Source organism: Streptomyces sp. NPDC029164, from assembly GCF_055563995.1.
This window is the reverse complement of the sequence record NZ_JBVHWW010000013.1, coordinates 93,654-118,830: the sequence shown is the minus strand read 5'-3', so window position 1 is coordinate 118,830 and position 25,177 is coordinate 93,654. Positions and strand designations below refer to the sequence as shown.

At 69.5% G+C, this 25,177-nt stretch carries 23 protein-coding genes and 3 pseudogenes; 9 read left to right on the top strand and 17 right to left on the bottom strand.

What is annotated here, in order from left to right:
* Positions 1-293: 293 nt before the first annotated feature.
* The 5 genes from ACZ4VT_RS15010 to ACZ4VT_RS14990 all read right to left on the bottom strand — a co-directional run bounded on the left by ACZ4VT_RS15010 (position 294) and on the right by ACZ4VT_RS14990 (position 4,393).
* Positions 294-1,319, bottom strand: a complete 1,026-nt coding sequence (locus tag ACZ4VT_RS15010) for a hemolysin family protein (RefSeq protein WP_467949667.1) — start codon at positions 1,317-1,319, stop codon at positions 294-296.
* Positions 1,316-2,650 carry a hemolysin family protein gene (locus ACZ4VT_RS15005; RefSeq protein ID WP_467949665.1) on the bottom strand — a complete coding sequence of 445 codons (1,335 nt, stop codon included), beginning with the start codon at positions 2,648-2,650 and terminating at the stop codon, positions 1,316-1,318. Before ACZ4VT_RS15005 ends, ACZ4VT_RS15010 begins: the two co-directional genes overlap by 4 nt.
* A 246-nt stretch (positions 2,651-2,896) precedes the next feature.
* The gene (locus tag ACZ4VT_RS15000) at positions 2,897-3,238 is read right to left on the bottom strand and encodes a hypothetical protein (RefSeq protein ID WP_467949663.1); all 342 of its coding nucleotides are present in this window, start codon (positions 3,236-3,238) and stop codon (positions 2,897-2,899) included.
* 44 nt (positions 3,239-3,282) lie between these two features.
* Positions 3,283-3,585 carry a hypothetical protein gene (locus ACZ4VT_RS14995; RefSeq protein ID WP_467949661.1) on the bottom strand — a complete coding sequence of 101 codons (303 nt, stop codon included), beginning with the start codon at positions 3,583-3,585 and terminating at the stop codon, positions 3,283-3,285.
* A gap of 229 nt (positions 3,586-3,814) precedes the next feature.
* Positions 3,815-4,393 carry a TetR/AcrR family transcriptional regulator gene (locus ACZ4VT_RS14990; protein ID WP_467949660.1) on the bottom strand — a complete coding sequence of 193 codons (579 nt, stop codon included), beginning with the start codon at positions 4,391-4,393 and terminating at the stop codon, positions 3,815-3,817.
* Between the two features lie 109 nt (positions 4,394-4,502).
* On the opposite strand from ACZ4VT_RS14990, the gene ACZ4VT_RS14985 reads away from it, so the two are divergent.
* The gene (locus ACZ4VT_RS14985; protein WP_467949658.1) at positions 4,503-4,700 is read left to right on the top strand and encodes a hypothetical protein; all 198 of its coding nucleotides are present in this window, start codon (positions 4,503-4,505) and stop codon (positions 4,698-4,700) included.
* 373 nt (positions 4,701-5,073) lie between these two features.
* On the opposite strand, the pseudogene ACZ4VT_RS14980 reads toward ACZ4VT_RS14985, so the two are convergent.
* Positions 5,074-5,715 (bottom strand): annotated as a pseudogene (locus ACZ4VT_RS14980) (hypothetical protein); the annotation flags it as partial.
* Positions 5,712-5,927: pseudogene (locus ACZ4VT_RS14975) on the bottom strand (SseB family protein); the annotation flags it as partial. The pseudogenes ACZ4VT_RS14980 and ACZ4VT_RS14975, both read right to left, overlap by 4 nt.
* On the opposite strand from ACZ4VT_RS14975, the gene ACZ4VT_RS14970 reads away from it, so the two are divergent.
* The gene (locus tag ACZ4VT_RS14970) at positions 5,894-6,637 is read left to right on the top strand and encodes a hypothetical protein (RefSeq protein WP_467949656.1); all 744 of its coding nucleotides are present in this window, start codon (positions 5,894-5,896) and stop codon (positions 6,635-6,637) included. The pseudogene ACZ4VT_RS14975 and the gene ACZ4VT_RS14970 overlap by 34 nt on opposite strands.
* Before the next feature lie 636 nt (positions 6,638-7,273).
* On the opposite strand, the gene ACZ4VT_RS14965 is transcribed toward ACZ4VT_RS14970, so the two are convergent.
* On the bottom strand, positions 7,274-11,569 hold the full coding sequence (locus ACZ4VT_RS14965) for a Tc toxin subunit A-related protein (RefSeq protein WP_467949654.1): 4,296 nt from the start codon (positions 11,567-11,569) through the stop codon (positions 7,274-7,276).
* A 315-nt stretch (positions 11,570-11,884) separates the two neighbouring features.
* Here ACZ4VT_RS14965 and ACZ4VT_RS14960 point away from each other — a divergent pair, with 315 nt between their 5' ends.
* Positions 11,885-12,427 carry a hypothetical protein gene (locus tag ACZ4VT_RS14960; protein ID WP_467949652.1) on the top strand — a complete coding sequence of 181 codons (543 nt, stop codon included), beginning with the start codon at positions 11,885-11,887 and terminating at the stop codon, positions 12,425-12,427.
* A 7-nt stretch (positions 12,428-12,434) separates the two neighbouring features.
* Positions 12,435-13,445, top strand: coding sequence for a quinone oxidoreductase family protein (locus ACZ4VT_RS14955; RefSeq protein WP_467949650.1), 1,011 nt, complete (start codon positions 12,435-12,437; stop codon positions 13,443-13,445).
* Between the two features lie 359 nt (positions 13,446-13,804).
* Here ACZ4VT_RS14955 and ACZ4VT_RS14950 read toward each other — a convergent pair whose 3' ends face one another.
* Positions 13,805-15,163 (bottom strand): eCIS core domain-containing protein, encoded by a 1,359-nt coding sequence (locus ACZ4VT_RS14950; protein WP_467949648.1) that lies wholly within the window; start codon positions 15,161-15,163, stop codon positions 13,805-13,807.
* Positions 15,164-15,772: 609 nt separating this feature from the next.
* Here ACZ4VT_RS14950 and ACZ4VT_RS14945 point away from each other — a divergent pair.
* Positions 15,773-15,962 (top strand): annotated as a pseudogene (locus ACZ4VT_RS14945) (DUF7455 domain-containing protein); the annotation flags it as partial.
* A gap of 3 nt (positions 15,963-15,965) precedes the next feature.
* Here the strand turns inward: ACZ4VT_RS14945 and ACZ4VT_RS14940 are convergent.
* Together ACZ4VT_RS14940 and ACZ4VT_RS14935 are read right to left on the bottom strand one after the other, a co-directional pair.
* Entirely contained in the window at positions 15,966-16,133 is a 168-nt protein-coding gene (locus tag ACZ4VT_RS14940; RefSeq protein WP_467949815.1) for a hypothetical protein, read from the bottom strand.
* A 301-nt stretch (positions 16,134-16,434) separates the two neighbouring features.
* Positions 16,435-16,743 (bottom strand): DUF6247 family protein, encoded by a 309-nt coding sequence (locus tag ACZ4VT_RS14935; RefSeq protein ID WP_467949646.1) that lies wholly within the window; start codon positions 16,741-16,743, stop codon positions 16,435-16,437.
* 469 nt (positions 16,744-17,212) lie between these two features.
* Here ACZ4VT_RS14935 and ACZ4VT_RS14930 point away from each other — a divergent pair, with 469 nt between their 5' ends.
* Together ACZ4VT_RS14930 and ACZ4VT_RS14925 are read left to right on the top strand one after the other, a co-directional pair.
* Positions 17,213-17,545 (top strand): hypothetical protein, encoded by a 333-nt coding sequence (locus tag ACZ4VT_RS14930; RefSeq protein WP_467949644.1) that lies wholly within the window; start codon positions 17,213-17,215, stop codon positions 17,543-17,545.
* Positions 17,546-17,695: 150 nt separating this feature from the next.
* A complete protein-coding gene (locus ACZ4VT_RS14925) occupies positions 17,696-17,872 on the top strand; it encodes a hypothetical protein (protein WP_467949642.1) in 177 nt (58 codons plus the stop codon).
* 96 nt (positions 17,873-17,968) lie between these two features.
* Here ACZ4VT_RS14925 and ACZ4VT_RS14920 read toward each other — a convergent pair whose 3' ends face one another.
* The 5 genes from ACZ4VT_RS14920 to ACZ4VT_RS14900 all read right to left on the bottom strand — a co-directional run bounded on the left by ACZ4VT_RS14920 (position 17,969) and on the right by ACZ4VT_RS14900 (position 22,932).
* Positions 17,969-18,430, bottom strand: a complete 462-nt coding sequence (locus ACZ4VT_RS14920; RefSeq protein WP_467949640.1) for a hypothetical protein — start codon at positions 18,428-18,430, stop codon at positions 17,969-17,971.
* Positions 18,431-18,655: 225 nt separating this feature from the next.
* On the bottom strand, positions 18,656-21,094 hold the full coding sequence (locus tag ACZ4VT_RS14915) for a tyrosine-type recombinase/integrase (RefSeq protein ID WP_467949638.1): 2,439 nt from the start codon (positions 21,092-21,094) through the stop codon (positions 18,656-18,658).
* Positions 21,033-22,283, bottom strand: a complete 1,251-nt coding sequence (locus ACZ4VT_RS14910) for a tyrosine-type recombinase/integrase (RefSeq protein WP_467949636.1) — start codon at positions 22,281-22,283, stop codon at positions 21,033-21,035. The genes ACZ4VT_RS14915 and ACZ4VT_RS14910 overlap by 62 nt, the downstream gene beginning before the upstream one ends.
* A gap of 59 nt (positions 22,284-22,342) precedes the next feature.
* A complete protein-coding gene (locus ACZ4VT_RS14905) occupies positions 22,343-22,606 on the bottom strand; it encodes an ATP-dependent DNA ligase (RefSeq protein ID WP_467949634.1) in 264 nt (87 codons plus the stop codon).
* Positions 22,489-22,932 (bottom strand): ATP-dependent DNA ligase, encoded by a 444-nt coding sequence (locus tag ACZ4VT_RS14900; protein ID WP_467949807.1) that lies wholly within the window; start codon positions 22,930-22,932, stop codon positions 22,489-22,491. Before ACZ4VT_RS14900 ends, ACZ4VT_RS14905 begins: the two co-directional genes overlap by 118 nt.
* Before the next feature lie 180 nt (positions 22,933-23,112).
* Here ACZ4VT_RS14900 and ACZ4VT_RS14895 point away from each other — a divergent pair, with 180 nt between their 5' ends.
* Together ACZ4VT_RS14895 and ACZ4VT_RS14890 are read left to right on the top strand one after the other, a co-directional pair.
* Positions 23,113-23,529, top strand: a complete 417-nt coding sequence (locus ACZ4VT_RS14895) for a DUF3052 domain-containing protein (protein WP_467949632.1) — start codon at positions 23,113-23,115, stop codon at positions 23,527-23,529.
* Between the two features lie 528 nt (positions 23,530-24,057).
* A complete protein-coding gene (locus ACZ4VT_RS14890) occupies positions 24,058-24,240 on the top strand; it encodes a hypothetical protein (RefSeq protein ID WP_467949630.1) in 183 nt (60 codons plus the stop codon).
* Positions 24,241-24,327: 87 nt separating this feature from the next.
* Here ACZ4VT_RS14890 and ACZ4VT_RS14885 read toward each other — a convergent pair whose 3' ends face one another.
* Positions 24,328-25,146, bottom strand: a complete 819-nt coding sequence (locus tag ACZ4VT_RS14885; RefSeq protein WP_467949628.1) for a sulfite exporter TauE/SafE family protein — start codon at positions 25,144-25,146, stop codon at positions 24,328-24,330.
* Positions 25,147-25,177 lie beyond the last annotated feature (31 nt).

Below are 25,177 nucleotides of genomic sequence, written 5' to 3'. Positions count from 1 at the left end.
CGTCGCCTCGCTGCCTGGAGCTGCGGTGACCCGTCGTCTGCCCGAGTCCTCCCGCTCCGGGCCCGCTGGAAGCCTACGCCGCACGCTTCTCATGGAGTCCGGGAACTCACTCCGTTCTGGCTCCCCCAGCCGCTGAGTGAGAGGCGCGGCCAAGGCGCCAGTGATCACCGTCAGGTCCAGCCGCGTGGCCGGGCTCAAGCCGCTGCTGTTCGGCAGCTCGATTTTCGTCGGCGGCTCGCTCACCCCGATTACCGAAGCCGAGAACAACGCGTCCTCGGCTTCCGGGACGGGGGTCAGGCGTCTGGATCGTGGGCTTGGCCGACGAGTTCTTCGAGGAGGTCTTCCATGGTGACGAATCCGATGACGGTCTCGTAGGCGTGGGTGACGGCGGCAAGGTGGGTTCCGGCGGCGCGCATGGCGGTCATGGTGTCGTCCAGCGGGGTGTCGTGGGTGACCTTGATGACGGGCCGCATCGCGGCGCGGGGGAACGGGCTGGTGCGGTCGGGGGCGCCGAGGGTGTCCTTGATGTGGAGGTAGCCCAGGATCTGCTGCTGCGGCCCCAGAACGGGCAGGCGGGAGTAGCCATGGTCAGCGGCGGTCCGCTCAAGGCCGCGGGGGGTGATGTCGTGGCCGACGCTGACCATCTGGTCGAGGGGGACCATCACCTCGGCGACGGGCCGGATACCGAGTTCGAGGGCGTCCCTGAGGCGTTCTCCTCCCTCGGGTGGGAGGAAGCCGGCTGCGCTGGAGTCCTTCACGAGGCGGGCGAGTTCGTCGTCGGTGAAGACGGATCCGACTTCGTCCTTCGGTTCGACCTTCAGCATCCGTAGCAGTGTGTTGGCGAAGGCGTTGATGCCGAAGACGAACGGCCGCAAGCCCCGGGTCAGGGCGACCAGTGGCGGCGCGAGCATCAGCGCGGTAGGCGCGGGGGCGGCCAGTGCGATGTTCTTGGGCACCATCTCGCCGACCAGCATGTGCAGGTACGTCGCCAGCGTCAGGGCGATGACGAACGCGATGGGGTCGATCAGCGCCTCGGGCACGCCTACCGCGTGGAACGAAGGTTCCAGCAGGTGTGCGATGGCGGGTTCGGCGACCGCGCCCAGCACGAGCGAGGAGACGGTGATGCCGAGCTGCGCGGTGGCCATCATCGCGGAGAGGTGCTCCAGCGCCCACAGCGTGGTCTTTGCCCGCCGGTCGCCCCGCTGGGCGGCTGGTTCGATCTGGCTGCGCCGTACGGAGATCAGGGCGAACTCGGCGGCGACGAAAAAGGCGTTGGTGATCAGGGTGAAGGCGCCGATCAGCAGCTGGATGGCGGTCATCGGGCCTCCTCCCCGGAGACGGTGTCGTCGGTGGCCGGTACGGTGATGGACACACGGTCGGCGCGATGGTGCTCTATGTCGAGCACGGTCAGCTCCCAACCGTCCACGACCACGGTGTCCCCTTCGACGGGGATGCGCTCCAGGCGGGTGGCGATCAGGCCGGCGAGCGTCTCGTACGGGCCCTCGGGCGCATAGAAGCCGATCTCCTCCAGCTGGTCGACGCGGACGCTTCCGTCCGCTTCCCAGGCGTTGCGGCCGTCAAGCTCGGGTCCTTCGATGAGGTCGGGGACCTCTATCGGGTCGTGCTCGTCGCGGACCTCGCCGACGACTTCCTCGACGATGTCCTCGACGGTGACCACGCCTGCGGTGCCGCCGTACTCGTCGATGACCACGGCCATGGTGCGGGCCCTGCGCAGCCGGCCCAGCAGGGTGTCCACCGGCAGGGAGTGCGGCACCAGCAGCGCGGAGGTCATCAGGTCGGCCACCGAGACCAGCATGCGCTTGTCCTCGTCCAGGTCGAGAACGTCGCGGATGTGGATGGTCCCGACCACCTCGTCCAGGGTGTCGCGGTAGACGGGGAAGCGGGACAGGCCGGTCGCCAGGGTCAAGTTCGCGGCGTCGGCCGCGGTGGCGTGGAGCTCCAGGGCCTGGACGTCGATCCGCGGGGTCATGACGTTCTCTGCGGTCAGCTCCGCCAGGTGCAGGGTCCGTACGAACAGCTCCGCGGAGTCGGCGTCGATCGCGCCCTCGCGGGCGGAGTGGCGGGCCAGAGCGACCAGCTCCTCGGGGGTGCGGGCCGAGGCCAGCTCCTCGGCGGGTTCCAAACCGAAGCGGCGCACCAGCCGGTTCGCCGTGCTGTTCAGGTGCCGGATCAGCGGCCCGAACGCGGCGGTGAAGGCGCGCTGGGGGCCGGCGACGACCTTGGCGACGGCCAGCGGGCGGGAGATCGCCCAGTTCTTCGGCACGAGCTCACCGACCACCATCAACACGACCGTGGAGATGGCGACGCCGAGCAGGGTCGCCGTCGTGGACACCGCACCGTCGGGCAGGCCGGCGGCTTCCAGCGGGCCGCGCAGGAGCGCGGAGACGGACGGCTCGGCGAGCATGCCGATCACCAGCGAGGTCACCGTGATGCCGAGCTGGGCACCGGACAGCTGGAAGGTGAGGCGTTTGGCGGCCTTCAGGGCGCCTTCGGCGCCGCGCTCACCGGCAGCAGCAGCGCGTTCGAGCTCACTGCGCTCGACGGTAGTGAGGGAGAACTCGGCGGCGACGAACACCGCACACGCCAGGGTCAGCGCCAGAGCGAGAAGCAGCAGCAGGACTTCGGTCACCGTGCCACCCCCACTCCCGGATGATTCTGCGGGCAAGGCGTGGCACGGCCAGTACTGGGAGGTTCACCCATTGCGGGTCTGCTGCTCCTTCTTCGCTCGGTGGATCGGGCGGATCCACAGGGATACGGCGGGGTGGAAGTGTCCCCGACATCATCGTAAAGGGCCAGTAAAGGAACCACTCCACGCGGGGCGGTCTTGAAGGTCCAGCGAGTCGCGCACAGGCTCACACCCTCACAGCACTGCCGCCTACCTGCGGAAACGGGGTGTGAGGCTTACAACCACCCAGTCCTCGGCCGGATCCGGTACCTCCTTCCGCGGATGGGGGACAGCGGCCGCGGAGCGCCCCGGTACCGGGTTCTGCCGCTTGCGGGTGGTGGAGGCGTGGCCGGTGCACCAGCGGGAGCAGTACAAGCGGGGGCGACGGGCGGAGGCGGGCAGCGGGTGGGCGCGGACCGGGCAGTGGCCGGATTCGATGACGGGGGCCAGGCACTCAAGGAGCTCGTTGGCCTGGTCCTCTTCCTCCTGGTCGTACGGGATGGCGTCGGCCTGGCAGTCGGCGAGGAGTTCGGCGACGACGGTTCGCAGCACGGCCAGGTCGCGGCGGCAGGTGCCCAGGAGGCTGAGGTACTCCTCTACGGGCCAGCTGGCGAGGACGCCGGAGCGGGTGAGGTAGAGGCCCAGGGTGTCGATCCGGTAGCGGTCGGCGGTGTCGAGGAGCAGGTAGCCTGGTTCGCGGTCTGCTGGGACAGTCCCCGGGCGTAGGGGTGCTTGGTGCTCTTGAAGTCGAGCAGCAGGCCGTCGACCACGAGGTCGGCGTCGGCGGTGATGTTGACGCCCGGGAAGGTGGGCCCGCCGGTGCAGTCCTGGGCCCGGGTGCGGGCGCGCAGAGGGCCGGTGGCGGCCAGGTAGAGCTGGTGGACGACGTCGTCGACCATGGTTGGGGAGCTGCAAGAGCCGGTCGAGGGTGAAGCCGCCGGGGTCCTCTACGGCGTGTATCGGGTCCTGATCAATGATCATCGCAGCCTCCCGGGGTGGGCGCCCTGCCTGCGGGGTGCAGGGCCCGGCGATCTGCGGCTGCGCCATGTGGGTGTGAGTGACCGGAAGTGTTGCCTCAGGCAGGCAGCGGCGCGAGGGCCCCGGCTGCGGGCCCGCCAGGACGGTGTGTCAGACCATGGCGAGCCGGTCCACCAACAGCTCCACCCTCCGCTCGGCGTCCTCGGGCAGCAGGCGACCCGCTCGAGTCAGGGTCGCCAGGCCGTGTAGCGCCGCCCAGAACACCTCGGTGAACAACCCCGGGTGGACGCCGTTCCCGGCGACCTCGCCGAGAGTCTCCAGCAGGGCGGCGAAGGCATCCTTCAGCGGCTCCGGGGTGTCCTCGCTCGCGAACGCCAGACCGCCGTCGAGCTGAAACAAGGCGTCGTAGACCGCCGGGTTGCGCTCTGCGAAGTGCAGGTAGGCGCGGGCGAGAGCGGCCACCCGCTCGCGCGGGCCGTCCGCGGCGGAGGTCGCGGCCCGCAGCGCCGCGGCCATCTCGGCGGCGCCCTCCAAGGCGACCGCGCCGATGATCTCGCGCTTGCCGCGGAAGTGGCTGTAGAGGACGGGCTGGCTGTATTCGATGCGCTCGGCGAGCCGACGGGTGGTGACCGCGTCCCAGCCCTGCTGCTCGGCGAGTTCGCGGGCCGTCGCCACGATGAGGCGCTCGCGTTCCGCCCGTTCGCGCTGCTTGCGTTCCTGTACCGACATGATTCGACCCTAGCACCGCTAGACAATCGAGCGACAGTAGAGCTAGCGTGGCGGCATCAGCTAGCAACGCTAGATACGAGAGGGGCCGTCATGCTCAACGCACGGCTCCGTGGCCACCGCACTCGGCGTCCACGGCCTGACCGCGACACTGATGGTGGTCAACGGCCTGCTGATCATGCGCGAGACCCGCAACGCCGCGGCCGTCAGGGAACGCCCGCCCCGCAGCCCGCCTAGCGCGGACCGGGCCGTGAGCAATCCGTGGGTTTCGCCCCGTTCCAGGCCCGACCTCACCAGAGCAACTCATTGATCGCGACCCGATATCCACCCTGGTCGACCGCCGACCTGGCCGTCTGCCCGCCCGCGGCCGATCCGGCGGCCGACAGGTCGGTGCAGCGGATCCCGCCCCGGGGTGCCACTCCAACACCGGCCCCACCGCGTCGCCGTGCTCGGCGCACCAGGAGACCGGGAACCACGCCGCCGCAGTCGTGCCGCCTGCACACGCACCCCTCCCCCGGACCCACGTACGCGATCCCGTGGCGGACCACCTCACCCGCCGGCCCTGACACGCCGGTGCCGCGCAGGCCGGCCTGCCGGCGTGAGGCGCAGGCCGCCCGAGCCCGACCGGAACCTATCTGTCGATCACCGTGAGCTTCCCCAGGTCGTCCCAGCTCACCATCTCCGTTGTCTCCCCATCGGGGCTGCTCAGCCTGCTGGACGGCTCCTTCGGAGGGGTCGAGCATGTCGAGCATCTCCTCATCCGCCCTTCCCCGCGTCGCCGCGTCGATGAGGCCATGTCGCTGCATCGAGTCCATCTGGGCGTCCATGACGTCATAGCCGGTGTCCTTCCAGGTCTGGTTGACGTCGTGCTGAGCCTGGGAAAACGAGGCGGCGCTGTAGTCGGCACCATCGAACGCGGTCTGCTTGCTGATCTTGTCCCAGCTCATCTGCTTGACCTCGTCCTCCGTGAGGTGCGGATTGCCGTTCAGCGAGTTCACCGCGATCTTGAACGAGTCCTTGATGTATTGCTCCTGCTCGGCGTATGAACCGGCCGACAGGCCCACGCCCAGCGCGAAGCCGTTCCCGCGCATCGTCAGCGCCCGTACGCCCCACTCCCAGCGGTCGCAGAAGGCTTTGAACTCCGCCGTGAGCTCGGAGTTTCCCAACTCAAGCCCTGAGAGTGCCAGGCCGGCGAAGCCTCGTCCGGCTGACGCCTGACCGAGCACGCCGAGATCCTTTAGCTCGGCGTGCGCCAGGTTGATACCGTCCGCGATCTCGGCCAACGCCTCAGCAGGCGCCTCCAGACCCGGTTCGCCCCCGCTCACTGTCCTGCCCCGTCCACATCGACGGCCACCGCATCGGGTACGACGCCCCAGACCGGCGGGAACAGCGCTCCGCCCTCGCTGCCCGCATCGAGAGCGACTCCAGCGGGCCCCGGCAGCATAGGGACCATCACGTCGAGCAGCCGCGCACCGAGCACCGTCTGGTACGTCCACTCCCGGCTTGCATCCCCCCTCGCCTGAGCGAAGGACTGAAGTACAACGGCCACGACACCCGCCCCCCGACGGGTACGGGCTGATCTTCCTGGAGTCCGAGGAGTTCAGCGCGAGGTACTTCGGGTCGATCGAGCAGATCGAGAAGTACAAGCGCGAGAACGTCGACGGCACGGCGACCTTCGACGTCTCGCAGGGCGCCTTGTACGCCCAGTGGCCCCACGACAAGGGCTGGGACGACTTCCTCCCCCGCGTCTTCTGGAACGTGCAGGCGCGTGGTGCGATTGCGGACGGCGTCGGCCTTGTCACCGCCTTCGCGCACACCGAGACCCCCGGCGCCGAGGTCATCGTCTACGAGTTCGAAGGCACGTGGCGTCCCGGCGGCGAGCCGGAGCAGCTGGTCACCTACCACTGCACCGCCTGCCACTTGGACACGTTCCACGACAGCGGGCACGTGCACGAGAACACCGGCCCCAGCAGCCGCCGCTGGGCCGCCCGCCAGGCCCGCCAGGCCCGCCAGGCCCGCCAGCACATCATCAGCGCCGCCCGGCACGGCGTCGGCGACAAGAACAGCGCCTGCCGCCCCAACAACGGCGAGACGTCGCGCGCCGTGAACGCGGTCGCCCGCGACATGTGGGGCACCACGGGCAACGCCCTCCCGGACACCGACGACGGCTACTGCGCCACCAAGGGCCCCTGCTCGATCATCCGCGAACTCCGTGCCGGAGCCCTCCCGCCCGTCTACCGCGCCTGACCGAACGACTGCCTGACGGACGCTCCGTGCCGCCCCGGCCCCCGTACGACGGAGGCCGGGGCGGTCGCGGTGGTCGGGGAGCGGCACGAGCGCGAAAGCCTGGCACGGGGCCCCTGGCGGGGACGGTGGACCGGGCGGTGCGGCAGCACTGGGCGGAGCGGCGGTCGACGACGGTGGAGGTCGTGCCTAAGGGGCGGGCGGCAGCGGAGGCGCCGGCTGGACGGTGGACGTGGCGGGCGCGCCGATGACGTCCACGGCACGCAGCTCGGCACGGACGGCGAACCTGGCGCCGAGGGCTGGCCCGGTACCAGCGGCCGCCCCGGCGCCGTGATCGTGTCCTGGGCCTGACCCGGCCCGACGCCGCTGGCAGGGCGGTGTCCCGCCGGGAGCACCCGCATCGTCTCGCCTGCCGGGGGACCGGCCCGGCAGCCGGCTGTCAGTGATTCGGGCCCTGCGTGCAGGCGGGTCTGAACTGCGTGTCCGGGCGGCCCTGGCGGGGCGACCCGCCCGCCGTCGGTCCCGGGGATCGATCACCGGGACCGAATCATCTCCGTTCTCCGCGAGCGGGGAACGGGGCGTGCTCCCGCAGCCTCCTGCAGGAGCATGCCCCGGTACACCGAGGCCTTGCCTTCCGATCTATTCCGTGACCTCGTACTCGACCCACAGCAGCACGTCCCGCCCCGCGGCGAGCTTGTCGGCGTCGCTTCCCTTCGTGATTTCCAAGTCGACCACGCGGGCCGGCGAGCCGACCACGGCGCCGTTCAGCGGTTGTGCATTGGCGGCGATGCCGTCGCTGAGCACACCGAGGTTGGACATCGCGACGCCGTCCACGATCTGGAATGTCGTGAAGGCTCCCGTGCCGAAGCGGAGCTTGGCGGTGAAGGTCCCGCCGGTGACGCCGGGAAGGACCACAGCCAGGTTGGTGATCTTGCCGTTCGGCGGCAGCGGGAGCTTGTTGAGCGCGAAGGACAGCTTCGCGGTCGGCGGCGCTGTCCGCAGGCTGCCCAGCCCCGTGGTGTTGACCGACAGGGCCGATACGAACAGTGAGCGCGACACCGTCGTGGCGGACGGGGCGGCGAGGGTGTCGGAGTCGGCCGGGCTGGCGTCGTAGGCCGCTTGCAGGTCGAAGGTGAGGAGTACGTCGGTGACACGGTCGAGCCCGACGGGGCTCGTGCCCGGAGGCAGTTCCAGGGTCCAGGTGGTCGTGAACGCGGTGCCCTCGAACGGAAGCAGCTGTTCGCCGGGCAGGCCGAACAGCTCCAGGTCACGCCGACTGCGGAAGTCACTGACCGGGTAGGCGTCGGCGAAGCGCAGCAGTGGGACGCGCGGGGCCGACGGGGAGCGGCGGAGCAGGGAGAACCCCATGTTGGTGAGGATGCCACGGGGTCGCTCTGTGGTGCCCGGCACGTCCACGAGGACGTCGACGGTGCGGATGCGGTGGGCGTAGGTGCCTGGGTGGCTGGCCAGCAGGTCGTCGTCGGTGAGGGTGAAGGTGCACGTGCCGGTCTTCTTGAGCTGGCCGAATGCGAGTGGCAGGTCGCGGGCGAGGGAGTGGGTGCGGGTGAGCGGCAGGCTGAGACGGGCCGATCCCAGGCGTACTGCCTCCAGCTCGGCGAGGTCCAGGGCCAGCCTGTCGGCGCCGCCCAGGTCGCGCATGCGCGGATCGAAGTAGCCCAGGCGGATCACCCTGAGCGGTTGCGCCAGCTGGTAGGCGAGGGCCCGCTCGGCGAACCAGGCGGACTGTCCGGCGAGGTCGAGGTAGCGGTGCAGGGAGCGCCGGGCGACACCTGACAGTGCGTCCCAGAAGTCGCGGTTGAGGAACCGCTCGTTCTGGTAGGTGATCAGGTCACGGGTGTAGGCGAGTTCGCTCGCGGCGATCTGGCCCTGGAACTGGGCGATGGCCTGTTGCCGCTGCTGCACCTGGACTGCGGCTTTGGCTGCGGGGAGCGTCTCGTTGGTGAGCGCCTTCAGTTCGGCGTCGCGCTTGGTGGCGGTGTCGGCCATGCCCTGGAGGGTCGTCGTGCTGATCACCGCGAACGCGGCGTACGCGCCGACGATGCCCAGGCCGCCGGCGGTGCCACTGCCGGCCCACGCCTGGCTGCCGACGGTCTTGACCACGCCCTTGGTTTCTTCGTCGGTGGTCACCTGCAGGTCCTTCGACGCCGACGCGCCGTCCTTGGCGACGTCGGCGATGGACATGACGCCGGACTTCATGCCGCTGAAGTAGTCCTTGAACTGGTTGAAGATGGACTTCGAGTCCTCGATCTCCGCCTGCTTCTTCTGGATCAGCTTCTCGACGTCGGTGACCAGCTTCTGCGCGACGACCACGCCCGCCTTCGCGATCTCGACCTGCTCGGTGGCGATCGCAACGCTCCCCTGTGCCCTGCGCTCCTGCGCCTTGGCGGCGAGCAGGTCGAGGTCGAGCTGCTCGACCCGGCCGAGATAGGCGAGGTAATCGTTCTGGGCCGACTTGGCTCCGGCCACCCAGCGCTGCGCCGCGCCGACAAGGGTCTGGTAGCGAAGTGTCGGCACGGTGTCGTCGTTGTAGCCGTAGAAGTTCAGCCCCGCGTCCAACTGCTGCAGGGCGAGGCGAGCGCGGTCAAGCTGGTTGAGCCGGCGCGGGTTCTCGACCGGAAGGACGACGGGCGGGGGCGGCAGGACGTCCTTCGGCCGGTACGCCATCGTTCCCGGATCTTTGCCGTGCAGGAGAAGGACCGCCTTGTAGAGCTCGCGGGCCCGCTCCAGGCTCGCCGGGTCGTCGCTGCGGTACAGCATCTCACCCCAGGTGAGGAGGGCGTCGGCCTGGGCGAGCCGGGCGTACCGCTCTTCGAGGGGGTGCAGGATCGGTGTGACGGGCGTCGTCGCGTCGACGGAGAAGACGGTTTGCGGCGTGAGGGTGAACGGACCGGTGAGGCGGCGCTCGGCGTCGAACATCAGGCGGGCCGTGTACGGGCGGTCGCCCAGGGGGTCGTTCCATCGCTGTCGGCCGGCCACGACGCGCTTGGCATTGACGGCAAGCCAGTGCTTCACCATGCCGGGCGGTGTGCCGAGCATCCCGATGCCGATGTAGAAGCCGGTCACACCGGAGAGGATGTCGATGGCACCGGGGATGTCACCAAGGCCGGACCGGATCGTCGCGCGCAGCATCGGCAGCAGGAACTTCTGCTGGTAGAGGTACAGCCGGGTCGCCTGGTCGCGGGCGATCCGGAAGGAAACGACGTCGTTCCAGACCTCGATCGGACGGGCCAGGTCGTAGAACCGCTCGAACCCGTCCGGCAGGTATGTGGTGCTGGTACCGGTCAGTTCGACGATGTTGGTGACCGTGGCCGCCCGGCGGAGGGCGAAGCTGACCGGGCGCGGGAAGTTGCCGGCGGTGAAGTCCGGCTCCCAGTTCTCGCTTCCGGCCGGATTGGGGGTCGCGCCCGAGAGCAGCGATTCGGCTTCGTCGGCCAAGCGCGCCGCGGTGGCGAACTGGCTCTGGTCGATCGCCTGGACGAGCTCGGTGAGCTTCGCGTCGGCCTCGCCGTACTTCCGCAGGAAGACCGCCGACCGTTTCACTTCGCCGATCGAGTCGAAGTACGGCTTGTAGTCATTGATGCTGTGGCCGGAGTCGATCTCCTCGTGGAACTTGAGGAATTTCTTGCGGTCCTCGTTCAGCCACACGCTTCTGGCGATGCCGTGGACCTGGGTGCGCAGGGCGAAGAGGTTCTCGGGGAAGAACGGCTTCTGCCGGCCGAGCCACTCGTCGAAGCGCAGGAAGAACGGCGCCGAGCCGACCACCTCGGGCCACAGGATCGGCTTGCCTGACGCGCCGGGAAGCTGGGGATCGATCACGTTCTCGGGCGGCTCGACGGGGCCCTGCGCGGTGTCGCTGAGGATGTGCGAGAGGGTGTAGGTGTTGAGCAGCACCGGCGAGGAGATCGCGGTGTCGGGCTCGTGCAGCGGGAGCCGGTAGCGGTTGGCGAACTCGCCCGGGAGTGCGGTCGGCGCCAGCGCGAGCAGGGCGTCGAGGTGGGCGCGTTTGGTCAGGTTGCCCTGCGCGGGGATGTTCGCTGCCGGTACGCCGAACCCGAACCCACTGCCGGTCGGTGCCGTCAGGATCGCCGTGACGAGAGGGATGAGCAGCTGGTTGAGCGGGGCCTCGGTGCGGTCGGTGGTGGCGAAGTCCTGGAAGAAGCGGCGCTTCAGCTGTTGCTCGACGACGGTCGGGAACTGCGTGGCGTCAGCCGAGGCCCCGAGCTTCTGCTGGTGCGCGAACAGCACGAACACACTGCGGAGGTAGTCGCGGTAGGACTGGTCGTCGGGCAACCCCCAGGGGAAGAGGCCCCAGATTGGCTTGGGCCACGTGGGGTCGTCCAGGTCGATCGTGTCGAAGTCGAAGTGCATGTCGAGCTCGGGCGGCTGGAGGTAGGAGACGGTGCCGTTACGCAGAGCGTCGGGATCCACCAGGAGTGTGGCGGCCTCCCCGTCCCCGTCGGCGCGACTGAGGTCCTCGAGCAGGCGGGCCCGCTCGCCGGGCGTCAAGAGGCGGATCATGCTGTCGGGGGGCGGGCAGGTCAGGTCGTCGGCAAGGTTCTCCGCAAGGACCCGGCGCGTGGCGACCAGGTAGTCGGCCAGTATGGCCAGCCGGCCCGGGTCCACGTAGTCCTCGCCACAAACGGCCACCTTGATGGGTTCCTCGTCGAACAGTGCCTCCCTGGTGACCGGGACCTCCTGGCTGCGCCGGTCACCGTGGTCGATCCGCACGGTGAGCGGCTCCCGCCACAGGTCCTCGCAGATTTCCAGGGCAGCGGACCCCCCGCCATCGGTCCGGGCCGCGGCAACGACCCGGTCGCCCGACACCGCCTCGACGGCGACCTCCGACAGCAGTCGGTCCGTCGTCTCGTGCTGGATCAGGACGCGGATGGTAAGAGACTCAGGTGCCTGGGTCACGACTATGCCTCCGGAATATCGACGTCTGTCGTTGGTCACCGCGAGCATCCTCGGCAAGACCCCGTGCGCCGGGGTTGCCATCCCCCGCGTTCCTTCGAAAGCATGAGGCGGACAGTGCAGCCGGCGGGTCCGGCCGACGTGGCGTCGCGGGGGCCGGACCTGGGAGAAATCCTGTGCCTTCATCCGCCCGATCGGCGTGCCCACAACGCCGGAGGACGCCTCAGCCTGTAGTTACAACGTCACCCCCGCGACCAGGGCCTCGCTGGTCGCCGCCGCCAAGCGCCACAACAGGCCCCGCGGCCGGCCAACCGGACCGTGCCGGACGACACCGTCCGCGCGCAGCACGCCGAGATGGTCCGCTCCCACCCGAAGCTGCTGGCCGAGGGCTTCAACGAGGTCGTCTTCTCCGACAGCCTCTGCCAGCTGCTCCCGTTCCTTCAGCGCCTGGGCGATGCCCGGAACGCCGACCTCGGACTCAACGGGGGCGACGGACTGGGCGAGATGCTGCTCGTCCGCCGGGTGTTCGGCGAGGAGATCCTCCCGTTGTGGCGGTGGAAGCCCGGCTCGACGGCCGCCGGCGGCGACCGCGTCGCGGAGATCCGCCTCGGCCAGCAGTACCTCACCCTCGCGTTCCGGACGAACGTCGACGGCCAGGGCGACTACGGCTTCGACGTCGCGCTGCCCTGCCCCCACGACGACGAATGCACCGGCCGGGCCTGGGCGCCCGCGTACAGCGTCTCCTGCCTCGCCCGTGCGGGTGCGAAGCAGGCGTCTCAGCTCTCGGCGGGGGCGGCGGGCTGGTCTGCTTGCCGGGAATCGGATCGCCATCAACGGGGTTGGTGGGGGATGAGCCATTAGGAGGGCCATGCGAGCGATTCAGGTGTACGAAGTGGGCGGTCCCGAGGTGCTGCAGGAGGTCAAGGTGGACCAGCCGCGGCCGGGTCCGGGCGAGGCGATCGTGGAGGTCGCCGCATCCGGGGTCAACTTCCTCGACGTCTACCACCGCGAAGGCCGGTACAGCCTCCCGCTGCCCTTCACCCCGGGCGCTGAGGGCGCCGGCACGGTCGTCGAAGTCGGACCCGGCGTCGCTGACGTCGCAGTCGGGGACCGGGTCGGTTGGGTGGAGATTCCCGGCACGTATGCCGAGCGGGCCGTCGTGGACTCCTCGCGGCTGGTGGCGCTGCCCGACGATATCGGCTTCGAGACAGCCGCCGCCGTGCTCCTCCAAGGCATGACCGCGCACTATCTCGTCAAGGACGCCTACCCGGTTCAGGGGGGCGACACGGTGCTCGTGCATGCGGCTGCTGGTGGCATGGGGCTGCTTTTGACCCAGCTCATCACCCATCTCGGCGGCAGGGTGATCGGCACGACGTCGACCGCGGCGAAGGCCGAGCTGGCGAAGCGTGCCGGGGCCGCTGAGGTGGTCCTTTCCTCCGCGGTCGACGATCTCGCAGCCGAGGTGAGGCGGCTCAACGGCGGTCAGGGACTGCCGGTTGTCTTCGACGGCGTCGGCGCGCACACCTTCGATGCGAGCCTCGCCAGCCTGCGAACCCGCGGCCATCTCGTGCTCTTCGGCGCGGCAAGTGGTGCCGTGCCGCCGTTTGATCCGATTCGGCTCGCCCACGGCGGTTCGCTGACCCTGATCCGGCCCAGCCTCGGGCACTTCATCGCCGATCGGTCCGAACTGCTCCGACGGGCCGCCGATGTGTTCGAGTGGGTGCGCTCCAAGGCGCTTGAGGTCACCGTAACGGGCCGCTACGCATTGTCCGAGGCCGCCCAGGCCCACAGCGATCTGGAGGCTCGGCGTACCACCGGCAAGCTGCTCGTCATACCCGATGCGGCCGCTATTGGACGCCGCGAGGAGACGCAGAGCTGATCGCGGGTGACGAGGTCGGGGATCTTGGAGACTGAGATGTCGAGGGCATGGCCGACTGTCATCGCCAAGATCCCCGACAGCGTCAGGCACTCAGCAGGCCAAGATCAAGTTCTGGCGGGTTTCTGGCGTATCCGGGTCACACCCCTTCAAGATCCCTCAGCCGAGACCTGCCTCACCCGTCCACAACCTCCCGGGACAGAACGCCTAGTCGCTGCGCGACGACTACCCCTTGCCCTTAAGTCCGTTGCGCCTCTTCCGGCCCGACCCGCGCGTCTTCCTTCACAGCCTGGCGCGGTTGCCCGACGTTCGGCGGGCGTGGTTGCGCGGGCTTCACGGGCGGGTTCGGGCGGTCTCCTGACCTATGCGACGTTCGGGTTGGCCGGCTGTTCTGAGCCCGCCGTCACCCGGCGGCCCTTGCCGCGCTTGACGAGGACCACTGTCTTCATGGTGACCCCCGGGTAGTTCGGGGTGTAGTACGCGCCCGTCCAGTAGTCGTGGAAGGAGGCCACCGTGCCGATCGTGTACGTCATCGGGTTCGCGGACGTCTGGCCGCTTCCGGCGAAGGCCTCCATCGTCACCGTGTCCTGGCCGTCCATGCCCACCACCGCTGCGGCGTGGTACTGCGACATGATCTGCTCCCCGGGGTTCATGGCGAGCATCAGGTAGGACTGACCCACCACCGGGCTGGCGTCGCGGTCCGTCGCCCCCTGGAAGTCGCCTGCGCGGTCGCGGTTCTGCTCGTCCGACATGCCGAAGGCCTTGAGCCCGGCGCTCGTACGGACGTTGCTGTTCGCGCCGTCGGCCAGCTCTCCGACGGCGTTGTGCATGATCTCCTCCGCCGTGTGGAGGCAGTCGTCCAGGATGTTCCGCGCCAGCTCGTGCTCCTGGTACAGCTCCGTGCCGCCGAAGAGGGCCTGCTGCGCCGTGCTTGTCGGGCGCAGGGCCGGGGAGTAGGACCCCGCGGGCGCGCTGACGCGGATCCAGATCGACGTGGCCTCGTCGCTCGGGACGGCGAAGACGCCGTTCGCCGAGACCGTCATGTGCTGCTGGTTCGGGCCGGCCTGGGCCGCCCAGCGCTGGACCGACTCCCGGGCCGCCCCCTGGTCGGCCCGGCCCGCCTCCTGTGCGTGCTGCTCGGTCCTCGGCGCCGCCCCGCTCATGGCGCGGCGCGCGTTGCTCTCCGCCTCCCGCTCGAAGCGGTCGGAGGGGTCGGAGACCCGCAGGCCCGCTCCGTTGTCCGTACCCGCCACGGGGCCCTGGCGCTGCTGGATCACGTGGGTGAGTTCGTGGGCGAGCGTGAGCTTGTCGGCGCCGCCCTCCCCGATCACCACGTGGTTCCCACTGGTGTACGCCCGAGCGCCCACCTCGGCCGCCGATGCCTTCGCCGCGCTGTCGTCGTGGATGCGGACGTCGGAGAAGTCGGCGCCCAGCCGGCTCTCCATGTCCGCGCGCGTGTTGCCATCCAGCGGCCTGCCGCCGGCCCGCACCACGTCGTGGACGGCCGAGCGCTGGACCGGCGCCTCCTCCGCCTCGTGGCCGCACCCCGCACCGTGCCGGTGCGGCTGCTGCTTCAGACGCTGGACGACCACCGCGTTTCCCACCGTCGCCTGCAGCCCGAGGAGCCCGGAGGCCTGTGCGGGTGGTGCGGTGACCGGCCTGCGGACCGTCGACCGGGCGTCCTCGGTGGCGTTCGACCTGACCTTCGCGTGGTTCTGCACTGGCGCTTCCTTCGTCGGAGAATCGGAGCCGTACGTGATGCCTGTGTCCTGCGTACGTCTCGCGTACGTCCTTGTCCTGGATACGCCGGGCGACCCCGCGGACGCCAGGTACCCGAGGGCAGACTCGACCGGCCGTGAGGGCAGTCTCAGTTCCTCCTGAAGAACTCGACCTCCACCAGCGCCACATGACGGCCCGGGGTGAGCCCCGCCGCCTCACGGATCACCAGCCGCACCGACACCACGTCGCTGTACCCCGTCTGGATCGTCTGCGGGCCCGGCTTGTCGGCGAGGGTGAGCCCCTTCGTCCGTACGGTGCCGTCCGCCGGCCGTCACCACCAGGTCGAGTTCGCGGGTGTCCCCGGCCGGCCCGCGCCACCGCCCTGGTCGCCCTCGCCCAGGACCTCCCCCCCAGCGGTCCTCGGACCGATGCTCGGCCTCCACCCCGTCACCGCAGCCCAATGGCGACAGCGAGCCGCCACCGGCTGGACCGCCTACCTCGGAGTTCTTGTCGATCACCCGAGGCCTGACGGTACGACGGGCTGACTACCTGGTCGTAAAGGTCGGTTGTGAGCCTGGTACGACAGCTCGTCGAGCTAGAGAAGAGGCGACGTGACTACTCTTCTGACACCCGCGACCCCGCTGACCGATGCGATCGTTGCGGCGCCCAGGCATATCTGCGCGTCGTCCTGCTGAGCCGGGGTGAACTGCTCTTCTGCGCCCACCACGGTCGCAAGATCGGGCCGGAACCGCGGAAATACAGGGTGGGACCGAGCGGCTCACGGTGACCGTGTCGGCAGCAGGTTCAGGAGGAGCAGCACGCCAAGGGCTCCAGGTCCCAGTCCATCGCCAGGACCCGCTTGCCGTTGGCCGCCGGGATCCAGGCGGTGTCGGCCAGCGCCATGATGCGGCCCGTGCCGCCCTTGTACGCGTAGAAGGTGTGATGGCCCGTGACGGCCGTCCCGGCTCTCACGCACTGAGCATCGCCGCCGCGGTACCGCCGCGGCAGCCAGGATCTAGCCGAGCCAGACGATGTCCAGGACGGACAGGTGGCGCAGCGGCCGGTTGGCGAAGTAGACGACGGACAGGCGGCCGGCGGACGGGATGCGCACGTCTTCGCCTTCGGGGTCGTCGGGGTCCCACTGGAGGAAGCCTCACGCGGTCGGCCGCAGTGGCGTCGAGGAGGTCCCAGACCGTCTCTTCGGCGTGCTCGGGGAGTTCGGCGAGGACCTTCGCGGCCGGGGTCGAGAGGCGGACCGCGTACGGGGGCAGGCTCACCGGCGCCGCCGGCCGCGGAGCTCGGCCATGTCCATGAACCCGGACTCGTCGTGGCCGGAAGCGGTGAACGCGTCGACCGCGGGGGCGGAGGCGAGACGAGCCTGCCAGACGTGCACGACCTCGTACAGGGTGTTCAGGGAGAACGTCCGGCGCGACTCCTCCAGGGCGGCCGCCCACTCGCGCTCGAAGGCCGGCACCCACCGCTCGGCACGGTGGTCGGCCCGGAGCTGGGTGAGGAGTTCGGCCGGAGCTCCGGGCGCGGGCGCGTACGGGGCGGCGGGTGTGTGGTCGGGCTGGGCGCTCATCGGCTCCTCCTGGCGGCGGGTGCTACCGGCCACGGTAGAACGCCGTGGCCTAGGCCGTGGAGGTTCTGATGGATGCCGCAGCCCGGCGCCGCCTGCTGCCGCGCCGCGGGTGCAGCATCAGGCAAACCATCCCGCTCCCCCACCCCGCACTCCCGCCGCCGAGCCCGCCCCCTATACCAGGCCAAGCCTCGCCCCGGACCAGCCCACAGGGACCAGAAGCAGCGTTTCCATGGCAGCAAACCACCCGGGGGTGTACCAGCCCATGACAGTGACAGCCACACCCGACATTTCCCGATCCGGTCGAGGGCCGGAGTCCGGGGCCGGTGCACGAGGAGGTCCTGCACCAGCTCGACGACGCCGGTCTCCCCGATTTCCCGCGCAGTCCTCGACTCCGCCACGTCCGCTCCGCAAGAGGAGGGGCGAACTCAACGGGACCGAACCCTGTGGACCGGGGCCGGCCAGTTCCCAGATGTATGTCCTGTGGGACGCGAACGTGCTGCCGTTCGGCGCTGACCTCGGCGACCAGGGCGGGGTGGACGAGGGTGGTGTCCAGGACGTCGCGGCTCCCCCACGTCGCAGAGAAGCGCACACCCTCCCACGGGTGCCCGGGCGCGGCCGCGGTCAGGTGCTCGGCGACCTGCCGGGCTGCGTCCGGGCGCAGCGGTACGGTGCGGCCGACCGTGCGCAGCCGGCCGTCCTGGTCGTGGCGGCCGAGGACGAGGAGCTGCGGGCGGGTCAGGGTGCCGGTGATCGCGCCGACGATCGTCTCCGTGGTGTCCCGCCTCCTGATCTTGGTCCTTAACTGCACCAGGGCGTCTCGTTCAATAGAGCGGCGCCCTCGGGCTGTTCTTAGCGTCAGCGTGCACGGACACAAACGCGGTCTGTCTCAGTCGTACAGGTGAGGAGCTAGTGCTGCATCAGCCAACGTTTGCCCTGCATGTACGGTCGGGACATGGATGCCAGCTGCCAGCCGACGCTTGATGAGATGGTGTTCGTCGTGGTGGCCCAGTCGAGAATTCGGAGGTTGGCAGCGTGGGCCGAACTCGATTTCGTCGAGCAGCATGTCCCAAAGTACGGCTGCCCGCCGGAGACGATCGAGGAGTACCGGGCGCAGCAGCTTCAGGAGTAGGTGTCAGAGGCTTGACCAGCCGAGGAAAAACAGAACCCCGTGGACGCGATGCCCACGGGGTTCTGCGCTGCTTCGCCGGCCGGCGGGACGTCGACGCTACTTCCCGCACTTGGTCTTGAAGCCGTCCAGCAGAGCCTTGCCGGCATCGGAGCTGTCACGTACATACACGCTACCGCTGATGCTGATCGAGGTGTCACTGGTCGAGATGGGCTCGCTGCCGGTCCGCTTGTTGCGGCTGTCCTCTCCGGCGACCGTCCAGATGATCTGGGACTGATCCTTGTTGAACTCGCCGGTGCTGGTCACGTCCGGCTCCTCGTAGACACCATCGCAGTCGTACTCATGATGCGAGACGCTGTTGCCCTTGACAACCAACTGGCCGAGTTGGGACGTGCCGTTGACGTCCTTGATGTAGTAGGTACCGTCGCGCTTGCTGCCGCTGCCGCTGCCGCTGCCGCTGCTTCCGCTGCAGGCGGTGATTATGAGTGAGCCCGCGGCCAGGGCCCCGATGGACACGGCGATCTTGGCCCGCGTCCTACGAGTGGTCCTGGTGATGCTCATGGCGTTCCCCCGTCGTTCGTTCGGATATCGGTTTGAGATAGAAGGCGAGTCAAAAAATTCTATGGATAGGTGACTTAGTCCAGTCGGAGTCGATCATGACATCTTCACCCTTTGCCTCCGCCCTCGGGTACGCGGCGCCGCCCGGCTGCAGCCAGGGCCAGCATCCGCTACTTCTGCCGTCTCCGGGCTCGGAAGGGCGCTCAAATGCCTGATGGCCTCTCCTGCCTACCGACGAGGTGCTACCACGGGAATGCCCAGGTCAACGGTCCGGGGGACGGAGGTCAACCGCTCTGCTTCGATCTGTTTCTGCCGGAGTAGGCTCAAGGTCAGATCGATGCCCTCGATCTCACCGAGCCAGCCTTCAGCGTCGGCACGGGCCCTGCGTGCGATCAGATCGGTCCCGATCTCCTGGAGGCGGAAGGCCATCTGCGGGTTGATCCGCAGGACCGGACAGCGGATGCAGGCGTGTTCGTGGCGGCAGTCGCTGGCGTACGGCCGGCCACAGGTGCCGAGCTCAACCTTGCGAGTGTCGAAGTGCTCCTCGAACTCGTTCCACTCCGTGCTGGTCGGCATCCGGTACTCGCCGTTGGGCCGCAGGCGGCGCCGGTTGTCCAGGAACTGCTGGTAGTGCCGTACCACCTCGTCGTTGAACACCGCGACATACCCGGATGTGGTCTGAAGGCTCAAGTGGCCCAGTAGTGCGGCGCCGATGTGGATGGGAACGCCGTTGTTGACCAGGTCAGTGGCAAACAGGCGGCGGAAGTCGTGCGTAGTGAAGGCCAAGTCGGCGAATCGCGGGTCGTACTGCCCGATCTGGTTGCAGGCCCTACGTAGCAGCCGCATCACGGTGTTTTCGTTCAGCATGCCGTAGGTGGAGTTGTGGCGCCGCTGGAACAGGAAGGGCATCGGCTCGGACATCAGCTTCTCGGCCTGGTCCCAGCGGCGAAGCAGCCTGATGGCACGGCGGTCGGCGGTCAGGCGGCGGATGACCTGCGCGATGACGTGGAAAAGCTCGGCGGACATCGGAATGACGCGCTCGCGGTCGGTCTTGGAGGGGGCGATGACCAGCAGCCCGATCACCTCGCCGCTCGGCCGTTGATACTGGCGGATGCTCAGGTGCGTGAGTTCCAGCAGCTCCTCCATCCGCACACCGGAAAGCCTCAGGGTGTGCACCACCGCCCACGTCCAGAACGCGTCTTCTTCAGCGGCGACCAGATTGACCGCATCCCCGCCGTCTGCGCGCGCCCGCACGGTGGTCACGCCCATCTGAAACATGTTGTCGTCGTGGCGGGTCCACACTCGCGTGTAGAGGGTGTCGCCGTGCTCGAACCGCTCGCCGCGCCCTGCCGCAGCGGCTGCGGCCAGCAGGTGCCCGGCCTGGCCCAGCTCAGCATCAACGTGCTCGACCAGCACCCCGAGCAAAGGCTGAAGTTCACGGACCCTGTCGTGCATGAGCTCGCGGCGCCGGCGAACTCGCTTTCCGTAGCCGCGCAGGTCCGACCGGGGCACTGGGCACGGCGACGCCCACGTGCCCCAACGCTCCGGCTCGGCGGCCGCCCATGCGGTGAGGTCCAGGTAGAACGCCTTGATGGCCAGCAGCAGATTATCGAAGTCGATCCGGGTGCTGCCGTCTTCCTTCACCCGCATCCGCTGCTTCCAAGTCTCGTACGTCGCGGGGCTCAGCCGCAGGTCGACCTGGCCGGGGTTGACCGTCTCGACGGTCTTCCAGAACAGGCTGGCCAGTTTGCGGGCCAGGCTGGTCGTGGTGGAGAAGTCCAAGCCCTCGGCCACCCGGACGTGCAGGTAATCGATCAGCACCGCCTCGACGCTCTTGTTCGCCAGACCGTAGCCGCGCACCAGGGATGCGACGTCACGTCGCGTCCCGATCATGGCCCGCCGCAGCGTCGCGGGGGTGCTGGCGGGAAAGTGCCCGACCTGGCACAGCACTTCCCACAGCACCCGACCACCAAAGCGGTTCTTGTCGTAGTCGACCATGCACACGCGCTTCCATTCCTGCGCGTGGAACATCATCGCCTCCGGAGTCAGACCGCTCACCGGGATCTTCTGGGTGATCAGCGCCGCGGCGAGGTCGTAGCGGGCCCGCCGCTGGTGGAACCCGTCGTAGTGGGTGGCTTCGATGCCATCCAGACAGGTCTGGATCGTCGGGTCGTTCTGCGCGGACAGGAAAATATCGGCCATCTGCGGCAGCTCGTGGCGGCGCAGCGCGGCCAGCGACGGCTGGACGGCCCGCAGCGCCATCAGGTAGGTCAGGCCCCTGTGTACGCTCCCGCCGCCCGGCCGTGTCCACTCCTTGATCCCCGGCAGCACAGGCGCCGGGCTCTCGGCGTCCATCCCTGAGGCCAGCCACCTGTCCTGCCACGTCATGCCTGGGTGGACCGCCAGCAGATCGGTGATCATCCGCACCCCCTGACGCTGCTTGCAGCGGGTGCCCGAGGACATCCCGACCGTCAGTCCATCCACCACCCGCACCAGCTCGTCCGGGCTGGCGGCGGCAAGGTCACCATGCGGCAGCGGCAACGCCGGGCGGGCCGCAACCGCCGCGATCGGCTCGACGTTGCCGTCGAAGCGTGCAGCCAGCGCCTCAGGGAGCGGCAGGTCCCGCCGGGTCGTCCTGGCTGTCGAGCTCGTGATTGCGCGGGGCACCGAAGATCGTCTCCATGTCGCGAGGGTCGTACCCGGCCGGCAGCGTCAACACCGGCCGGGGTCGGTTGTAGAAGGTGTGCAGGCGGTCGAACATCTCCTCCACCCGCGGCACCGTGTAGATCGTGGTCGTGGCGATGTCGGCGTGCCCGAGGATGGTCTGGACGTCGGTGATCGTCAGGGCGGGGTCGTTGGCCATCCGGACACCGGCGGTGTGGCGCAGATCGTGCAACGTCCAGTTCGTGCCCAGCTTCGCGTTCGCGCGCTGGAGCACCCTCCGCACCGCCGAGTACGTCAACGGTCGGTCCTGCCCGCGATGGGTACGCCACACCACCCCATTCGGATCGACCGAGCCCCTACCTGCGACATACCGTGCCAGCAGCAGCGAGGCATCCGGCGACAGCGGGGCCACCCGCCTGGCCCCCGTGCCCTTCGACACGACCCACAGGCGCTGACCTGGCCAGTCGATATCGGTCAGGCGAACGCCCAGCAACTCGGTGGCCCGAGCACCGGAGCTGACGTAGCACGACAGCAGGGCCCGGTCGCGGTCACTTCCCATCACCGCGAACAGCTCGTCCCACGCCGCGTCAGGCATGGACCGCGGCGCCGTCCGCGAGGACTTCTGGCGCAGTCGACCGCGGCGGGCCGGGAACCGCGGAGCGTCCGGTGCACGGTGCCGGTTCAGCATGGCTTCGCGCCGTGACTCCGGCACGGGGTTGAGCACCGGCCCCGCCCCGAGGTGCGCGTGGAACTCGTAGAAGCCACGGACCGCCGCGAGTGTCAGGTTGATCGTGGATGCGCCGTAGCGGTCAGGCAAGTACTGCTTGCCGGTCTTCAGGTTGACCGAGCCCGCCGGGGCCGAGGCCTCGCGCCGGGCACGCTGCGGGTTCCTGGCCGCACGCATCCAGCCCACCATCGCCGCGACGTCGCCCTCAGTGGCGCGCTGCCAGTCCACTTCGATGGTCCACAACACCCTGAACCAGGTCAGGAGGGCGTAGCAGTACGCCCGGCAGGTATTCGCGCTGGCGTCCCCGAGTATGAGGCTCGTGGTCCAGTCCGAGACCGGCTCGATCGGCTCGCCGACCGCGTCGAGGAGGAGGTAGGGCACCACCGGCTGACCGGTCCGCACCACACGACCAACCAGACCAGGACCTGTACGTCCAGACAACAGCTGACTGCGATCGACTGCCACAGCGAGAGCCTCCCCCGTCGAAGACCACGCCAAGTGCCGAATGCGTTGGTGCAGTCAACTCACCACCCTCGGTACCCGGGCAGATAGCGGCCGTTCAGGGACTTGACCAGGATCCCCTCCACCCCCGACACGTCCGTCCAGGACTCCAGCCATTCCCGCGCCTTGGCCAGGTCCGTCGTCTGCGGGCAGAGCGTCCACGGGGCAGTCAGGGCGTGCTCGGAGAACAGTCCTTCCAGCAGTGCGCGCCGCTCGGCGTACGGGCGCGCGAGGAGCTCCTGGCCGTCCTGCTGCAACAGGTCGAAGGCGACGAAGTAGGCCCCCACCGGGCGGCCAGGCCGGCGGCGCCGCGGGCGCGGGTGGCGGCCCGGCGCTGCAACGCCTCGAACGACAAGCGGCCTGCTTCGGTGTCCCAGACGACCAGTTCGCCATCGAGGACCAAGCCGTGGGGCAACTGCGCCTCGGCGGCCGCCACCAGGTCCGGCCAACGATCCTGGACCAACGCCCCGCGACGGGTCTGCACCAGCACGCTGCCGCCGGGGCCGGCCGAGGCGAACAGCAGCGCCCGGTGACCGTCCAGCTTCTGCTCGTACGCCACCCCGGCCCGCAGTGCCGCCGGGCCCGGCACGGCTTCCGCGGCCTGCGCCGGCATCGGCTCCACTGGCGGTCTGAGCGTCACCCCGGAGCCTCCTCACCGTCGCCCTCTTCCAGGGTCGTGTCAGCGGAGGTTGATCCGCAGTCCGGCGCCGAGTTTCGATAAGGCTGAAGCGGTGTGTGTCTGATTGGCTACGGAGAGGAGCGCGACAGTCGCGTCCGGACCACAGGAGCAGTCATGAGCACAACGGAAGAGCAGACCAATCCGGCAGCCCGGCTGGGCTTCCAGCCAGGGCAGGTCGTCCAAGAACTCGGCTACGACGACGACACGGATCAAGAGCTGCGCAAGGCCATCAACGCGCTGACGGGCACCGAGCTGGTCGATGAGAAGCACGACGATGTCGTCGATGCCGTGATCCTCTGGTTCCGCGACGAGGACGGCGACCTTGCCGACGCCCTGACCGACGCAACGGCACTGACCGAAGACGGCGCCATGATCTGGCTGTTCACACCGAAGTCCGGACGCGACGGACATGTCGAGCCCTCCGACATCCAGGAGGCAGCAGTGACCGCCGGCCTCCAGCAGGTCGGCTCCGCCAGCGCCGGCACCGCCTGGAACGCCCTCCGCCTGGCCACCCCCAAGGCCAAGCGGTAGCCAGCTGGAACGTGCTCGACAAGAGACAGGCGCTCAGCCGACGCCTCAGGCTGAGCGCCTTCTCGCGCGCGTGGCCCACGGGCGGCGTCGCGTCATCCATCCGAGGGACGCAGCGGGCCAGGCGCCCTGCGGGGCGTGTGCGGCACGGTGGCGGCATGCGTCGCTGGTCCCTCCCCCTACTCCTTGTCGCGCTGCTCGCGGCCCCGCGATGCGTCACCGTCCACCCCGCACCCACCCGGCCCGCCGGGGCCGAGCCCGTGACGGTCCCGGAAGACCACAAGCACCCCGTCGACCCCCGGCCCGCACAGCCGGACACTGGGGCGGCGCTGCCCCTCTCCCCCCCTGCCCGGCCCTGCGGCCCCACCTCCGGCCGGCGCCGTTCCCGAGGCCGGCCGCGCTCCCGCGCCGGCCCGTCCCGCACCGGCGGCCCGCGAGGCGGCCGCCGAGACTCCGCCCGCCCGGCGGCCTCCCGACCGCAGGGCCGAAGGCCCGGTACAGCCGCGCCGGACGACCCCGCCCCGTCCCGCCGTGCGCACCGCCGCCAAACCCAAGCCCAGGAAGGCGAAGCGGCCGGACCGTACGCACGCACCGCACCGCCCGGTACGCGCCCCAGGGGCGGGGGCCGCGGACATGAGCGAGTTGTGCCGCGCCGCGCACGGCGTCACCAGCCCCGCCGTGGCCGCGCTCTGCCACCAGACCTACGGCGGCTGAGCAGCACAGTTCGCAGTCTGAGCGTTGGCTTTGTTCACGAGTATCGGCGAGGCACCCCGACGCGAGGACCTGGGAGGCTCGGCGGAGTCAGTTGTGACGGGCCAGCTTGACCGCGGAGACGAGCAGGATCACAGCCAGCGCGGGGATGAGGACCCCGTCCGGGAACACCCCGAGCAGCAGGCCGCCCAATACCGCGCCGGCGATCGAGCCTGCGGCCATGACGATGGTGAAGCGGCGGTTCGCGCCGAGTACGGCGAAGCTGCCGTCGCGGCTGTAGCGGGCGAATGCCACCAGCATCGTGGGCAGGGACACCAGCAGGGAGAGGCTTCCCGCGGTCTTGATGTCCTCCCCGAACAGCAGCACGATCGTCGGGATCAGCAGCTCGCCGCCGGCCACGCCCATGATCGCCGCGACAACGCCGATGCCGAACCCGGCCACGACACCGGCAGGCACCTGCGCCCACAGCGGCAGGTCGAGCGTGCCCAGAGCGGTGGTGTGCGTGACCACCAGGGCGGCCGCCATGAGCACCATCAGAACAGCCAGCACTTTGTAGAGGGTTGAGGAGCGCATCCGCACCGCCCAGGACGCTCCGGCCCAGGCACCCAGGAGACTTCCGGCCAGCAGGTTGACCGCGACGGGCCAGCGTGCGGCCACCTCGGCGGCCGAGACCGCCGCCAGACGGGCGGGCAGTGCGACCAGGACCACGACCAGGCTCATCGCCTTGTTCAGGATGACGGCCGAGAGCGCGGCGAATCCGAAGAGGCCGATCAGCAGCGGCAGGCGGAACTCCGCGCCGCCCAGCCCGATCATTCCGCCCAGAACGCCGATCGCCGCTCCGGCACCGAACACCACGGGTGCCGCATGTGTCGAGCGGAGGGATGTGGGGTTCTGGTGGTCCGTGCGCATGATGGGCATCTTTGCTGGTCGCGGACCCGCC

Bases quoted from the DNA above. Each gene is read 5' to 3' on its own strand.
- ACZ4VT_RS15010 (WP_467949667.1), bottom strand. From the start codon at position 1,319: ATGACCGCCATCCAGCTGCTGATCGGCGCCTTCACCCTGATCACCAAC.
- ACZ4VT_RS14995 (WP_467949661.1), bottom strand. From the start codon at position 3,585: ATGGTCGACGACGTCGTCCACCAGCTCTACCTGGCCGCCACCGGCCCT.
- ACZ4VT_RS14990 (WP_467949660.1), bottom strand. From the start codon at position 4,393: ATGTCGGTACAGGAACGCAAGCAGCGCGAACGGGCGGAACGCGAGCGC.
- ACZ4VT_RS14955 (WP_467949650.1), top strand. From the start codon at position 12,435: ATGCGAGCGATTCAGGTGTACGAAGTGGGCGGTCCCGAGGTGCTGCAG.
- ACZ4VT_RS14935 (WP_467949646.1), bottom strand. From the start codon at position 16,743: ATGAGCGCCCAGCCCGACCACACACCCGCCGCCCCGTACGCGCCCGCG.
- ACZ4VT_RS14930 (WP_467949644.1), top strand. From the start codon at position 17,213: ATGTATGTCCTGTGGGACGCGAACGTGCTGCCGTTCGGCGCTGACCTC.
- ACZ4VT_RS14925 (WP_467949642.1), top strand. From the start codon at position 17,696: ATGGATGCCAGCTGCCAGCCGACGCTTGATGAGATGGTGTTCGTCGTG.
- ACZ4VT_RS14920 (WP_467949640.1), bottom strand. From the start codon at position 18,430: ATGAGCATCACCAGGACCACTCGTAGGACGCGGGCCAAGATCGCCGTG.
- ACZ4VT_RS14900 (WP_467949807.1), bottom strand. From the start codon at position 22,932: ATGCCGGCGCAGGCCGCGGAAGCCGTGCCGGGCCCGGCGGCACTGCGG.
- ACZ4VT_RS14895 (WP_467949632.1), top strand. From the start codon at position 23,113: ATGAGCACAACGGAAGAGCAGACCAATCCGGCAGCCCGGCTGGGCTTC.
- ACZ4VT_RS14885 (WP_467949628.1), bottom strand. From the start codon at position 25,146: ATGCGCACGGACCACCAGAACCCCACATCCCTCCGCTCGACACATGCG.